The organism is Pseudobacillus wudalianchiensis (genome assembly GCF_001685015.1).
In the GTDB taxonomy this organism is placed as follows: Bacteria; Bacillota; Bacilli; order Bacillales; family Domibacillaceae; genus Pseudobacillus; species Pseudobacillus wudalianchiensis.
This window is the reverse complement of sequence record NZ_MAYT01000028.1, coordinates 79,096-93,799: the sequence shown is the minus strand read 5'-3', so window position 1 is coordinate 93,799 and position 14,704 is coordinate 79,096. Positions and strand designations below refer to the sequence as shown.

Genomic DNA, 14,704 nt, shown 5'->3' with positions numbered 1-14,704 from the left:
CAGACTCCGTATGGGGCCTGCACCTTTTCTATTGACTGGCTGAAGGCAGAAGCAGCAAAAATATGATATAATATAAAGTTGAAAATAGATAGGCTTTCTTGAAAGGGATTGGACATATATGGAACAATATACGCCGATGATCCGGCAATATTTAGCGATAAAGGCACAATATGAGGATGCCTTTTTGTTTTTTCGGTTAGGTGATTTTTATGAAATGTTTTTCGAGGATGCAACAAAAGCGAGCCAGCTGCTGGAGATTACGTTAACGAGCAGGGATGGAGGGTCATCTGAACGCATACCGATGTGCGGGGTGCCTTATCATTCAGCTGCAGCTTATATCGAACAATTAATTGAACTTGGGTATAAAGTAGCGATTTGTGAACAAACTGAGGATCCAAAGCAGGCAAAGGGAGTAGTAAAACGTGAAGTCGTTCAGCTTATCACCCCTGGAACTGTTATGGAAGGCAAGGGCCTTCACGATAAAGAAAATAATTATATTGCCGCTCTCTTCTGCGAAAATGACGATACATACAGCCTCGCTTTTTGTGACTTATCTACTGGTGAAAGCCGGACGACCGCATTAACGGCAGTAGAGGAAGTGCTGAACGAGTTGTCTACTCTACGGGCAAAGGAAGTAGTGATTGCACCGGACTTAGAGGAGGAAGTAAAAAAAGTATTAAAAGAGCGGCTGAGTGTCACTCTTTCCCATCAAGATCCGTTGCCAGAAGAAGACGGATTTGCTTCTTTAATAAAAGAAGTTTCGGCTCCTGCAATGAGACAAGCGACGAACCTGCTTTTTCATTACTTGCATCGTACACAAAAGCGGAGCCTTACACATTTACAGCCTGTTGAGGTCTATGAAGTTCATCAATTTATGAAAATTGATTTTTACTCTAAGCGCAATCTTGAGTTAACAGAAACGATTCGTTCTAAAAACAAGAAAGGTTCTCTGCTTTGGCTGCTTGATGAAACAATGACGGCGATGGGCGGCCGCATGCTGAAGCAATGGATTGATCGACCGCTTATTAATCAGCGGCAAATTAACGAGCGCTTGTCAATGGTAGAGAAGCTGCTCCACGCTTTCTTTGAACGCCAGGAAATTCGGGAAATGCTGAAAGAGGTATACGATCTTGAAAGGCTCGCAGGGCGGGTCGCTTTTGGCAATGTAAATAGCCGTGACTTGATTCAGTTAAAGAAATCTTTGCAGCAAATTCCAGCGCTCAAAGACCTGCTGCTTCGGATTGACAATGATGAAATTCAAGCACTCTCCAACAAAATGAATCCGTGTGAAGAATTAACAGATCTGTTAGAGCAAGCTTTCGTTGACAATCCGCCTCTGTCTGTAAAGGAGGGGGGAATGATCAGAGATGGCTTCCATGCGGAGCTTGATGAATACAAGGATGCAAGCCGCAACGGAAAAGACTGGATTGCCAATTTGCAGCAACAAGAGAGAGAGAGGACAGGCATTAAGTCATTAAAAATCGGCTATAACCGTATTTTTGGCTACTATATCGAGATTACAAAAGCTAATCTTCATCTGCTTCAGGGCAGCCGGTATGAACGCAAGCAAACGTTAGCCAATTGTGAGCGTTTCATTACACCGGAGTTAAAAGAGAAAGAAACACTTATTTTACAAGCAACCGAAAAAATCATTGAGTTAGAATATGAGCTGTTTATTGAAATTCGGGAACAAGTGAAAGCCTTTATCCCTGAATTGCAGGAGCTTTCCCGGCTTGTCAGTGAATTAGACGTGCTGCAGTGCTTTGCTGAGGTAAGCGAGAAACGACAATACATCAGACCAGAGCTAACGGACAGCCGGGAGCTTGTCATTAAAGAAGGGCGCCACCCAGTGGTTGAAAAAGTGATGGACTCCCAGGAATACGTTCCAAATGACTGCTTTATGAACAGCGAGCGGGAAATGCTGCTCGTGACAGGTCCAAATATGTCAGGGAAAAGCACCTATATGAGACAAGTCGCTTTAACCGCGATCATGGCTCAAATCGGCTGTTTTGTTCCGGCAGGAGAGGCGAGACTGCCTATTTTTGATCAAGTGTTTACGAGAATTGGAGCAGCGGATGACCTGATCTCCGGCCAAAGTACGTTTATGGTAGAAATGCTGGAGGCTAAAAATGCTATTACCCACGCAACTAACCAGTCTTTAATTCTCTTTGATGAAATTGGGCGAGGGACATCCACCTATGATGGCATGGCACTGGCACAAGCGATCATTGAATATATCCATGAGCATATTCAAGCGAAGACGCTTTTTTCTACTCATTATCATGAATTAACGGTTTTAGAAGAATCACTTTCACAATTAAAGAATGTACATGTCAGTGCTGTGGAACAAAATGGCCGCGTTGTCTTTCTTCATAAGATTAAAGAAGGGGCAGCTGATAAGAGCTATGGGATTCATGTGGCGCAGCTAGCCGAGCTTCCTCGCGAATTAATTGATCGGGCGAATGAGATTTTAGCGGAACTAGAACAGAAGGAACAGCCAGATTTACTAAAGCAGGAAAAGAAACCATCAAATAAGATTGCCGAGTCAAGTGGGCAGCTGTCTTTCTTTAGCGAGCCTGTCGCCGTTTCTGCGCAACAGCCAGATCATAAAGAGAAAAAGATAATCGAAGAATTAAAGTCCTATGATTTACTCGAAATGACACCGCTTGATGCCATGAATGCTCTTTATACACTGCAGAAAAAGCTAAAGAAATAGTCAGACAAAGAAAAGCAGGTGAAGCAAATGGGAAAAATTATTCAGCTTGATGATACGCTTTCGAATAAAATTGCTGCCGGTGAAGTAGTAGAACGTCCCGCCTCTGTCGTGAAGGAACTTGTCGAAAATTCAATTGATGCGGACAGTACGGTCATTGAGATTGACATAGAAGAGGCTGGTCTTGAAAGCATCCGTATTCTTGATAACGGAGCGGGAATGGAGCCGGATGATGTATTAAAAGCTTTTTCCCGTCATGCGACAAGTAAAATTAAGGATGAAAATGATTTATTCCGTATCCGGACGCTCGGCTTCCGGGGAGAGGCACTGCCGAGTATTGCTTCTGTATCCGAACTTTCGATGACGACGGGGACAGGTGAAGGGCCGGGAACCGAAATTATCCTGTCAGGAGGAATTGTTCAAGAACATGGGCCAGCCGCCAGCCGCAAAGGAACCGATATAAAAGTATCCGGCTTGTTTTTTAATACGCCGGCACGCTTGAAGTATATGAAAACGATTCATACAGAGCTCGGAAATATAACAGATGTAGTGAATAGGCTTGCTTTAGCTCATCCTGAGGTAGCGATTCGGCTTCGGCATAATGGCAGAGAGCTTTTGCGGACGACAGGAAATGGGGATGTCCGTCAAGTGCTTGCAGCGATTTATGGGCTGAATACGGCGAAAAAGATGATCCCGCTATCCGCTTCTTCTCTCGATTTCCAAGTGGAAGGCTGGATTTCTTTACCGGAAATTACCCGTGCTTCGAGAAACTATCTTTCTGTTATGGTTAATGGAAGATTCATTAAGAATTACAGCTTGGCGAAAGCCATTCAAGAAGGCTATCATACGCTGCTTCCAATTGGAAGGTACCCGATTGCTCTAGTCAACATCGTGATGGATCCGATTCTTGTCGATGTAAATGTTCACCCTGCCAAGCTGGAAGTGCGTTTTAGTAAAGAACAAGAGCTCCAGGAAGTCGTGACAGCCGCTATTCGGGCCGCTTTTCAAAAAGAAACGTTAATCCCTTCCGCAGCACCGGCAGTGAAACAAGCAAAACCGTTCTCCCGGCAACAGGAGCTTTCTTTTGATGACAGCGGCAAGCAAGTCGAGAAAGAAGGGAGCTCGCCGAAAGCTATTCAGCCAGTTTCCGCATCGCGTCGTGAAACCTTGCTGCCAGCGGATAAAATGAAAGAGCTATATACGAGAGAACTTTACGAAGTGAAGACGGATCAAACGAACGATTATGCCTCGGCAGTGATGAAGGAAGAAGAGGAGAGCATGGAGCAGGCTGAATTTGTCTCTACCGTTATGGTGGAGGCGGAGACTGTTGCGGAGACGCCTTTAGAGGAAATAGCAAATGAAACGAAAGAAAGCAGACTGCCGCCTCTTTATCCGATTGGGCAGATGCATGGCACGTATATTTTTGCCCAGAATGAAAAAGGACTGTATATGATTGACCAGCATGCCGCTCAGGAAAGGTTGAAGTATGAATTTTTCCGGGAGAAAGTAGGACAAGTCGAAAAAGAACTGCAAGAGATGCTCGTTCCGATTACACTTGAGTACTCAGCCGATGATTGTATTAAAATCTCCGAACACCTGCAGGATTTAGAAAGTGTCGGTGTATTTTTAGAGCCGTTTGGCGAGAGGGCCTTTATTGTTCATTCCCATCCGCAGTGGTTTCCTAAGGGGGAAGAACAGCAAATGATTGAGGGTATTATTGAGCAGATGCTCTTTATGAAAAAAGTTGACATAAAAAAACTGCGGGAAGAAGCGGCTATTATGATGAGCTGCAAAGCGTCTATTAAAGCCAATCATCATTTGCGCAACGATGAAATCCAGCAGCTGCTCGATGATCTACGCCATAGCAGCGACCCATTTACCTGTCCGCACGGCCGGCCGATCATCATTCACTATTCGACTTATGAGATTGAGAAGATGTTTAAGAGAATTATGTAAGGGAAGGAGGCCAGCCCCCGACACGCTAATGCGTCGGGGGCTGGCCTCAAAATGTTGATCACGATGTGAATTGCTGGCTGGCTAGTTTTTGATAAAGTGCATGAGTGTGAGACAGTGTGTCATGTGTGCCAATGCCGGTAATCTTTCCGTGTTCGATGACGACGATTTGGTCGGCGTTCACGATAGTAGACAGACGGTGGGCAATGACAAGAGTTGTCCGGCCGGTCATTAATTGGTCGAGTGCTTTTTGAACAAGCCGTTCTGAGTCACTGTCTAAATTGGAAGTAGCTTCGTCAAGAAGCAGAATTTGCGGGTTGCGCATAAAAGCCCGGGCAATGGCGATCCGCTGTCGCTGGCCGCCTGAGAGTTTGATGCCGCGTTCACCGACCGCTGTTTCGTATTGGTCAGGGAACCTCTCGATAAACTCTGCTGCATTCGCTAGCTTTGCTGCTTTTTTTATATCTTCCTCTTTAATTTCTCCCTCCATGCCATAGCAAATGTTGTCACGGATCGTACCGGACATAATAGGGCTTTCTTGAGAAACATACCCAATGGATGTGCGCCATGAGTGAAGATTAAATTCATTGATAGGCTGTTTTCCCAATAAAATTTTTCCATTCGAAGGTTCGTAAAAACGTTCAAGCAAGGCAAAAAGAGTCGTTTTTCCACTGCCGCTCGGACCAACAAAGGCGGTTGTTTTTCCTGCTGGAATTTGAAGGTTCATCTCCTTCAGGACCGCGCGATGGTCATCGTAACCGAAGCTGACATTGTTAATGAACAAATCTTGTGCCGGCTCTGTGACAGGCAAGCCGGCTATTTCCGATTCTTTTTCTAGTGTGAGAATGGATTGAATTCTGTCAGTGGCTCCCATTGCTTTTTGAAAAGCAGTGAAAAAAGAGGCCATTTGGCTAAAGGGAATCACAATTTGAAACATATAAATAATAATAGCGACGAGTGAACCGGCTGTGAGAGCGCCAGAGGCAACCCGCACGCCGCCGTAACCGATTAATACGACAAGAACCAACATCATCACCACTGTCATAAAAGGAGAAATAACAGCTTGAATCCGAGCCTCTCTTAAGCCATAACGAAAAAGCTCTTGAATTCGGGCAAACCCTTTTGCTCCTTCTGCCTCTTCCGCACTATATGCCTTAACGAGACGAATATCTGTGAGCACCCGTCCGAGATCAGCTGAAAAGCCCGCCATTTCCGTTTGTGTATCTTTGGAAATACGGTACATTTTCCGTCCGAGCGGCATGATGATCAAAATAGAAACAGGAACGGCGAGCAGCATAATCACTGTCATTTTCCAATCAATGAAAAGTAAAATAACGACTGCGCCAGCAATTGAAATAATGCCGGTGACAAAGGAAACGAGATGCTGGACAATCAATGCTTTCACTGTGTTTGTATCTTGTGTAATCCGGCTCATCGTTTCACCGGACTCATGCTCGTCAAAATAAGAAACAGGCAGCTCAAGCACCTGGTTCCATAACCGTCTCCGCACCGAAGAAACAACGGCCTCTCCAATGTAACTCATTAAGTAATAAGAGAAACCGCCGGAAATCGTTTGAACGAGAAAGCTGCCGGCAAGAAAAAGAATGACAGATAGCTGCAGCTTATTGTGAGCGAGCTGATCAACAAGGTCCTTTGTAAATAAAGGAACGATCAATCCGGCTAGTGTTTCAGCTATGCTCAACAGGATCGCAGCGAAAATGAGCCGCTTTGGCAGGCGAGCTCTTGTAAATAAGTGTACAAATGGCTTCCATTGCTGAAAGTTTGTTTGCTCAGGCTTCTCCACTTTCTATCTTCTCCTTTTCCGAATAATACATCATGACTTGTTCGAGCCACTTCTCTTCTTCAGGACTGAATGGATAAGGAAACAACCATGGGTCTCCTTCAAGATCAGTGGCAAAAAGCTTTTCCAGCCGCTCAAGATCATCACCAGCTACTTCTGTTGCCGGTTCCATCAATTCTGTTACTAATTGTTCGACAGCTCTGCTTGTCGGGTCTGAAAAGGCCATTTCTTTTATGCGTGAAAACAAATTCATCGCCTTTTTTTCAATTTCTTCCTGGTTGCTCTTTACTCGGTTAAATAATTCATCCACGTATGGGGCAGGTACGAGAGATTTCATCCAGCTTTTATGGTGATCTTCCATTTGAACATGATTAATCATCGAAATGAATATATCTGTATGCAGGATGCCGCCTTTTTCCATTTGATCAATCGCAAGAGTGAGCAGCCGGATCACGTCATTTAGCTGTTCGCGCTTTCTTTTCATGAGATCATGCTGAAAGATCAGTGAGTCTTTTTCATTCCATATGTCTTTATGAATAAAATTGGCAATGTCTCCAAGTGAAAATCCTAAAAACTTAAAGGAAACAATTTTTTGAAGGGTTGAGAGATCCTGTTCTTGATAATAACGATGGCCGCCCGCTGTCCGTCTGGCTGTTAAAATACCGATTTCATCGTAATATTGCAAGGTTCGAGCTGTCAGGCCGCTTAATTTTCTAAACTCGCCAATCGTGTATCTTTTTTCCAGCTTGCTCTCCTCCATTCATCTACTAGATTCATTCTAAAACATGACGTTACATGAAGTACAAGGATAAGTTAAACTTTTCCAAAATAGCCTAAAATAAATCATTTCGTCTAGTTAACGCTCTATACGTTCGAAGGGAAATAGCCTAATATAGAAAAAGAGATTGTAGACAACAGTACTTCAGGTTATGTGAACACGGGTGTCTTACCTTACGAGGGCTCCGACACGAGAGCAATGAAGGAAGCAAATGTTTGTTAACAGCCTGAAAGAAATGCGGGCTCTTTATGGATTAGGCTGCTGCAGGACTGTTCTACGGAATGTACAAGAGGTGAAAAAAGTTGTGATAGTAAATGCAGGTGAAAGTTTTCGATTACGTGTGCTCGTTAGTATTATTGCTATCTCCGGATTCAGCCAGGGGATGCTGCTTCCGCTAATCGCTGTTTTGTTTGAGAAGGAAGGGCTATCCGCTTCGTTAAACGGATTAAATGCGACCGGCTTATATATTGGAATATTGCTTGTTTCCCCGTTTATGGAAAAACCTTTACGTCAATTCGGCTATAAACCAGTGATTGTTGGGGGAGGATTGCTCGTGATCGTCGCACTCTTTGCCTTTCCTTTATGGAAATCTTTTTGGTTCTGGTTTATTTTGCGGCTGCTGATCGGGATAGGCGATCATGCTCTTCACTTTGGCACGCAAACATGGATTACATCCTTTTCTTCGCCGGAGCGGCGCGGCCGAAATATTTCGCTTTATGGGCTATTTTTTGGCCTGGGCTTTGCCATTGGTCCGCTGATGACGGGGCTCATCCATTATAGCGAATCTTTGCCGTTTATTCTTTCGGGAGCGCTTTGTCTTGTTTGCTGGGTCTTTTTATTTTTCCTTAAAAATGACTTCCCTGAACAGCATGTGGAAACCAATTCAATGTGGGAGACGCTAAAGCGGTTTAGGGAAGCTTCCCGGTATGGCTGGATTGCATTCCTGCCGACATTTGCTTATGGATTTTTGGAATCCTCGTTCAATGGCATTTACCCCATTTACGGTGTACGGACAGGATTATCTGTTCAAGAGATTTCTGTTATTTTAATGTCCTTTGCGATTGGCGGCATCGTTTTTCAGTTTCCGTTAGGGGTATTGAGTGATAAATATGGTAGGAAACCAATACTAGCCGTTGTTCTTTTGTCAGGGACCGTGTTATTCTCAAGTGCTGCTTTTATTGACCATTTTTATTATTTGCTATTAGCTTGTATTTTCCTTGCTGGTATGTTGGTTGGCTCTACGTTCAGTCTCGGCATTAGTTTTATGACAGATTTAATGCCGAAACAATTTTTGCCGACAGGAAATCTGCTGTGCGGCATGGCCTTCAGCATCGGCAGTTTAACTGGCCCCTACTTAGGCGGACTTGCTTTGCAGTTGTTTAAAAGCATTAGCTTTTTTACCGTCATCGGCAGCGTCTTTTTATTCGTGACACTCATCTTTTTTCTATACGGCAGAAAGCCTGTCAATAAGGAGAAAACAGTACCGCTATAAAGAATAGATAGTGGAAAAACATGAGGGAGGGAGAAGGATGGAGCAATTTGTTTTATCGCTTGACCAGGGGACGACGAGTTCGAGAGCCATTCTCTTTAATAAAAAAGGGGAAATGGTGCATGTCGCACAAAAAGAGTTTAAACAGTACTTCCCGCATCCGGGCTGGGTAGAGCACAATGCGAATGAGATATGGGGGACCATTTTGGCCTGTATTGCGACTGTTTTATCAGAAAATAACATTCATCCACAGCAAATTGCCGGAATCGGCATTACGAACCAGCGGGAGACAACGGTCGTATGGGAAAAAGCAACGGGCAAGCCCATTTACAATGCGATTGTTTGGCAATCGCGGCAGACGGCGGCCATTTGCAATGAATTGAAGGAGCAGGGGCATGATGCTTTGTTTCGTGAAAAAACAGGGCTGCTGATTGATGCTTACTTTTCGGGAACAAAGGTGAAATGGATTCTTGATCATGTGGAAGACGCCCGTGTGCAAGCCGAGAACGGCGAGCTATTATTCGGGACGATTGATACATGGCTCATTTGGAAACTATCCGGCGGTCAAGTTCATGTTACGGATTATTCTAACGCTTCCAGAACGTTAATGTATAATATCCATGATTTGAAATGGGATGAAGAGCTGTTAAAACTATTAACAGTCCCTAAATCCATGCTTCCTGAAGTGCGCCCGTCTTCCGACATTTATGGCCATACCGCTCCTTATCATTTTTTTGGAAAAGAAGTGCCAATTGCAGGAGCAGCCGGTGATCAGCAGGCGGCTTTGTTTGGGCAGGCTTGTTATGAAGAAGGCATGGCGAAAAATACGTATGGCACCGGCTGCTTTATGTTAATGAACACCGGAGAAAATGCCGTTTCCTCAAAACATGGCTTATTGACAACTATTGCCTGGGGAATAGATGGCAAGGTAGAGTACGCTCTTGAGGGCAGTATTTTTGTAGCAGGATCGGCTATTCAATGGCTGCGAGATGGTCTCCGAATGATAAAGGATGCGAAAGATACCGAAAAGTATGCTATTCGAGTTGATTCTTCTGAAGGAGTGTATGTCGTTCCGGCTTTTGTTGGACTCGGCACGCCGTATTGGGACAGTGATGTGCGCGGGGCAGTATTTGGTTTAACAAGGGGAACATCAAAAGAGCACTTTATTCGGGCAACATTAGAAGCACTTGCTTATCAAACGAAAGATGTACTTGACGCGATGAAAGCAGATTCAGGCATTTCCTTAAAAGCCCTTCGTGTAGATGGCGGAGTTGTTAGAAATAATTTCCTTATGCAATTTCAGAGCGATATGCTCCGCGTACCGGTTGAGCGCCCGACTATTAATGAAACGACCGCACTTGGTGCTGCCTACCTTGCTGGATTGGCGGTGGGATTTTGGCAAAGCCGCGATGAAATTTCGTCCAATTGGCAAATGGAAAAGAAATTTAAACCGGAAATGCCAGAAGGTAAACAGCTAAGCTTGTATCATGGCTGGCAAAAAGCAATAGAAGCCGCTTTATTGTTTAAGGTGTAGAACTTTTAGGAAAGCAGCTCATATAAATAGTAATGAATAGACTAGTGAAAGAATAGAGATCTGTCTGCGTAACGATCCGTACTCGTTGTGTTTTGACAGGTCTCTTTTCCGTTTGCTCTGCCGAAGATAGGGTATTTTAAGGATTGGAGGGAAGCTGATGATATTTTCAAATTTGAAACGTGAGGAGTGGCTGGATTCTCTGCAGGCAGAAGAATTTGATCTTCTTATCATCGGAGGCGGAATTACAGGTGCTGGTATCGCACTTGATGCTGCAGCAAGAGGAATTAAAACGGCAGTCATAGACATGCAGGATTTCGCAGCAGGCACTTCGAGCCGTTCAACCAAGCTGGTTCATGGCGGATTGCGGTATTTGAAACAGTTGGAGATTGGTGTCGTAGCCGAGGTAGGCAAAGAGCGGGCGATCGTCTATGAAAATGGACCGCATGTGACAACTCCAGAGTGGATGCTGCTTCCGATGCATGAAGGGGGAACATTCGGCAAATTCACGACAGAAATTGGTTTGCGCGTGTATGATTTTCTAGCCGGCGTTAAAAAAACGGAACGAAGAAAGATGCTGACAGTGGAAGAAACGTTAAGAAAAGAGCCGCTTATTAAGAGAGAAGGATTAGTTGGCGGCGGATATTATGTTGAGTATCGTACAGATGATGCCCGTCTGACGATAGAAGTTATGAAAAAAGCAGTTGAACGAGGAGCTGCAGCGGTTAATTATGTAAAGGCAGAGACATTCACATATGAAAATGGCAAGGTGACGGGCCTTCAGGCAAAGGATCTATTGACAGACCAACAGCTGGAGATAAAAGCAAAAATCATCGTAAATGCTGCAGGCCCATGGGTAGATGAAGTCCGTAAACAGGACTACTCGATTAACAATAAGTATCTTAAGCTCACAAAAGGTGTTCATATTGTCATCGATCAATCGAAGTTTCCGTTAAAACAAGCGGTATATTTCGACTCTCCCGATGGAAGAATGATTTTTGCGATTCCGCGTGATGGAAAGACGTATGTCGGTACGACAGATACGTTTTATGATAAGGAAATCGCTCAGCCCAAAATGCTCGCAGCAGACCGCGATTATTTGCTAGAAGCCATTCATTATATGTTTCCTGACGTACAAATCTATGATGAAGATGTAGAATCGAGCTGGGCGGGTGTGCGCCCATTAATCTATGAAGAAGGCAAAGACCCTTCCGAAATATCTCGCAAGGATGAAATTTGGGAAGGGGCAAGCGGGTTAATCACCATTGCGGGTGGCAAGCTGACTGGTTACCGGAGGATGGCAGAAACGGTTGTAGATCGAGTGTCTACGCGATTAAGCAGCCAAACGGGGGAAACCTACGAAAAGTGCCAGACAAAGCATTTGCCGGTATCAGGAGGCGACATTGGAGGGGCCGCTCAGCTTCGTTCGTTTATTGAACAAAAGGGCGAGGAGGCTGTGGCATCCGGATTCTCAAAACAGGAGGGAGAATATTTGGCGGGCATGTATGGGTCTAATGTAGACCAGGTATTTGCCTGTACGCAAGATACGGATCAAACGGATCTTCCGAGAGTCATGTATGCTCAGTTACAGTACGCGGTCCATCATGAAATGGTATGGAAGCCGGCAGATTTCTTCATCCGTCGAACAGGAAAGCTATTTTTTCAAATACATGAAGTGAAAAAATATAAAGAACAAGTAGCTGCTGCAATGGCAGAGTGGTTCTCCTGGTCTTCCTCTATGACTCAGCTTTATTTAGCGGAACTGAATGAAGAAATAAGCGTCGCACACAGACCGATTGATAGCCGTCAGTAATAGCAAACGTTGCGTGGCGAAAACTGATTTTCTTTTTTAGGTTTAAAAATAAAAAAAACGGTGAGAATGGAGTATTAGCTTTAATAACTGATTGTACGTATGGTACGATAAGAGAAAAATCGGTAAAGGCAGTGAAAAGATTGCATCAGCGGGAAAAACTTATCGTGATCATCGGACCGACTGCGGTCGGTAAAACGGCGTTAAGCCTTTATTTAGCTAAGCGCTTCAATGGAGAGGTCATCAGTGGGGATTCCATGCAGATTTATAAAGGAATGGACATCGGCACCGCTAAAATTACTCCTGAAGAGATGGATGGGGTTCCCCATCATTTAATTAATATTAAAGAGCCTGATGAGTCGTTTTCGGCCGCTGAATTCCAACAGCTAGTCAGGAGAAAAATAACAGAGATCACCGATAAAGGATGTTTGCCTATTATTGTTGGCGGCACTGGTTTGTATATTCAATCCGTTATTTATGATTATCAGTTTTCGGAAACCGGCGGCGATCCGCAATTGCGTGAGGCGTTAGAAAAAGAAGCTGAACAACTAGGAAAAGAAGCTCTTCATGAAAAGCTGAAGAGAGTAGATCCAAAAGCGGCTGCTGCGATTCATCCAAATAATGTAAGAAGGGTTATTCGCGCATTGGAGGTCTTTCAGTCGACGGGAAAAAGGATGTCTGAGCAGCAAAGCCATCAGCCAGAGGAATTATTATATGAGACAGCGTTAATTGGACTTACAATGGACCGGGAAATGCTTTATAGCCGTATTAATCATAGAGTAGACATCATGATGGAAGCTGGCTTGCTTGAAGAAGTAAAACGGCTTTGGGAAAATGGTATCCGAAGCGGTCAAGCTGTGCAGGCGATTGGCTATAAAGAATTGTTTGGCTATTTAAGAGGTGAAGCAACGTTGGAACAAGCTGTCGAGCAATTAAAACAAAATTCGCGTAATTATGCTAAGCGACAGCTCACCTGGTTCCGAAATAAAATGGACGTGGATTGGTTTGACATGTCTAATCAAGAGAAGCGTCCGGAAAAAATAAAAGAAATTTCGGATTTTGTAGCAGGAAAGCTGCATTTAAAATAGAATTAGTAATAAGTACAGATAGAAAGAGGAGGAAAAGATATGAAACAAGGGATCAATATCCAAGACCAATTTCTAAATCAGCTTCGAAAAGACGGGACGCTCGTCACAGTATTTTTATTAAATGGATTTCAATTGCGTGGCTACATAAAAGGTTTTGATAACTTTACTGTTTTGTTTGAATCAGACGGAAAGCAGCAGCTTGTTTATAAACACGCTATCTCTACATTTGCTCCTCAACGAAACGTACAAATTTCTTTAGAAGAACAAGAATAATGATCCTTTAAACGTGTACAGGCTTTTGTACACGTTTTTTATATGCAGAAAGACGTATGTTTACTTTTAGCATGAATAGACTGTAAAGAGAGAAATTATTTCTTGGGAAAGCGCAAAAAAAGACAATATGCGACGGCTTACGTCAAGCTTGGTGGGGTGATAGAGATGAAGCAGCCAATCCGTATGAAAGACAACGGCCAAATTAATGTTGTGCTGCACACCAAAAATGACCGCATCCAGCAGCCAGTCCGTGAAGAACGCTCTTATGCATGGTCTAGTTCTTCTGAGCATGCGGTATTAAAAAAGGTGGAAAGTGAGCTGGATGCTTTAGTTGGACTTGAAGACTTAAAGAAAATGATCCGGGAAATTTATGCTTGGATCTTTATTAGTAAAAAAAGAGAAGAAAGCGGTTTGAAAGCAGGAAAGCAAGTGTTGCACATGATGTTTAAAGGAAATCCAGGCACAGGAAAAACAACAGCTGCCCGCATTATTGGGAAATTGTTTTTTGAAATGAAAGTATTATCTAAAGGGCATTTGATAGAGGCAGAGCGTGCCGATCTCGTCGGTGAATATATCGGGCATACTGCACAGAAAACAAGAGAATTAATCAAAAAAGCGATGGGAGGCATTTTATTTATTGACGAGGCTTACTCATTAGGACGGGGAGGCGAAAAGGATTTTGGCAAGGAAGCCATTGATACGCTCGTTAAACATATGGAAGACAAGCAAAATGAGTTTATCTTAATATTAGCGGGATACCCAAGAGAGATGAATCACTTTTTTACCTTAAACCCTGGATTGGAATCCCGTTTTCCGCTCGTCTTTCAATTTCCCGATTACCGGCCGGAACAGCTAATGGCGATTGCGGAAAAGATGGCTGCCGAAAAAGAATATAAATTTAGCAAAGAAGCCAAAATGAAGCTGCGCGAACATTTTGCAAGGGTAAGAGAAGGGAATTATCAGACATTCTCCAATGGCAGATATGTTCGTAATTTAATTGAAAAAGCTACACGAGCACAAGCCGTTCGCCTGCTAAATGATAGTAACTACAAATACGAGGAATTATTGATGATCGAATCAAGGGATATTCAATTTAAATAATCATCAGTACAGTAAAACATAATTGATTTAAAAGTGGAACCGCCGTTTACTAGGCGGTTTTCTTAGGTAAAAAAATCGTTTTTTCATTTTAAATCGAATGAAACTCTTGAAGGAATGGCCTCTTTTGTTTACATTATTTTTTATTTTCAGATAAAATAATTGTCAAT

The 14,704-nt window shown here is 43.5% G+C and carries 10 protein-coding genes; 8 read left to right on the top strand and 2 right to left on the bottom strand.

Going from position 1 to position 14,704, the window contains the following annotated elements; all coding sequences use genetic code 11:
• Window positions 1-118: 118 nt before the first annotated feature.
• On the top strand, window positions 119-2,716 hold the full coding sequence (mutS, locus tag A8F95_RS15860; RefSeq protein ID WP_065411422.1) for a DNA mismatch repair protein MutS: 2,598 nt from the start codon (window positions 119-121) through the stop codon (window positions 2,714-2,716).
• A gap of 27 nt (window positions 2,717-2,743) precedes the next feature.
• A complete protein-coding gene (mutL, locus tag A8F95_RS15855) occupies window positions 2,744-4,669 on the top strand; it encodes a DNA mismatch repair endonuclease MutL (protein ID WP_065411421.1) in 1,926 nt (641 codons plus the stop codon).
• Between the two features lie 58 nt (window positions 4,670-4,727).
• Here the strand turns inward: mutL and A8F95_RS15850 are convergent, their stop codons facing one another.
• On the bottom strand, window positions 4,728-6,470 hold the full coding sequence (locus A8F95_RS15850; RefSeq protein ID WP_065411420.1) for an ABC transporter ATP-binding protein: 1,743 nt from the start codon (window positions 6,468-6,470) through the stop codon (window positions 4,728-4,730).
• On the bottom strand, window positions 6,457-7,227 hold the full coding sequence (locus A8F95_RS15845) for a MerR family transcriptional regulator (protein ID WP_077247407.1): 771 nt from the start codon (window positions 7,225-7,227) through the stop codon (window positions 6,457-6,459). Before A8F95_RS15845 ends, A8F95_RS15850 begins: the two co-directional genes overlap by 14 nt.
• A 400-nt stretch (window positions 7,228-7,627) precedes the next feature.
• Here A8F95_RS15845 and A8F95_RS15840 point away from each other — a divergent pair, with 400 nt between their 5' ends.
• The 6 genes from A8F95_RS15840 to spoVK all read left to right on the top strand — a co-directional run bounded on the left by A8F95_RS15840 (window position 7,628) and on the right by spoVK (window position 14,537).
• Entirely contained in the window at window positions 7,628-8,737 is a 1,110-nt protein-coding gene (locus tag A8F95_RS15840; RefSeq protein WP_245671404.1) for an MFS transporter, read from the top strand.
• A gap of 37 nt (window positions 8,738-8,774) precedes the next feature.
• Window positions 8,775-10,268: a glycerol kinase GlpK gene (glpK, locus tag A8F95_RS15835; protein ID WP_065411419.1), complete on the top strand. Its 1,494-nt coding sequence runs from the start codon at window positions 8,775-8,777 to the stop codon at window positions 10,266-10,268.
• Between the two features lie 157 nt (window positions 10,269-10,425).
• Window positions 10,426-12,078 (top strand): glycerol-3-phosphate dehydrogenase/oxidase, encoded by a 1,653-nt coding sequence (locus A8F95_RS15830; RefSeq protein ID WP_065411418.1) that lies wholly within the window; start codon window positions 10,426-10,428, stop codon window positions 12,076-12,078.
• Between the two features lie 140 nt (window positions 12,079-12,218).
• A complete protein-coding gene (gene miaA, locus A8F95_RS15825) occupies window positions 12,219-13,163 on the top strand; it encodes a tRNA (adenosine(37)-N6)-dimethylallyltransferase MiaA (RefSeq protein WP_065411417.1) in 945 nt (314 codons plus the stop codon).
• A 39-nt stretch (window positions 13,164-13,202) separates the two neighbouring features.
• Complete coding sequence (gene hfq, locus A8F95_RS15820; RefSeq protein WP_049661654.1) at window positions 13,203-13,436, top strand: RNA chaperone Hfq; 234 nt, start codon at window positions 13,203-13,205, stop codon at window positions 13,434-13,436.
• Window positions 13,437-13,601: 165 nt separating this feature from the next.
• Entirely contained in the window at window positions 13,602-14,537 is a 936-nt protein-coding gene (gene spoVK / locus A8F95_RS15815) for a stage V sporulation protein K (protein WP_065411589.1), read from the top strand.
• The last annotated feature ends 167 nt before the right edge of the window (window positions 14,538-14,704 follow it).

What these genes read in the sequence shown, in the direction of transcription:
- mutS (WP_065411422.1), top strand. Translation starts at nt 119, where the DNA reads ATGGAACAATATACGCCGATGATCCGGCAATATTTAGCGATAAAGGCA.
- A8F95_RS15845 (WP_077247407.1), bottom strand. Translation starts at nt 7,227, where the DNA reads ATGGAGGAGAGCAAGCTGGAAAAAAGATACACGATTGGCGAGTTTAGA.
- A8F95_RS15830 (WP_065411418.1), top strand. Translation starts at nt 10,426, where the DNA reads ATGATATTTTCAAATTTGAAACGTGAGGAGTGGCTGGATTCTCTGCAG.
- spoVK (WP_065411589.1), top strand. Translation starts at nt 13,602, where the DNA reads ATGAAGCAGCCAATCCGTATGAAAGACAACGGCCAAATTAATGTTGTG.
- mutL (WP_065411421.1), top strand. Translation starts at nt 2,744, where the DNA reads ATGGGAAAAATTATTCAGCTTGATGATACGCTTTCGAATAAAATTGCT.
- glpK (WP_065411419.1), top strand. Translation starts at nt 8,775, where the DNA reads ATGGAGCAATTTGTTTTATCGCTTGACCAGGGGACGACGAGTTCGAGA.
- A8F95_RS15840 (WP_245671404.1), top strand. Translation starts at nt 7,628, where the DNA reads ATGCTGCTTCCGCTAATCGCTGTTTTGTTTGAGAAGGAAGGGCTATCC.
- hfq (WP_049661654.1), top strand. Translation starts at nt 13,203, where the DNA reads ATGAAACAAGGGATCAATATCCAAGACCAATTTCTAAATCAGCTTCGA.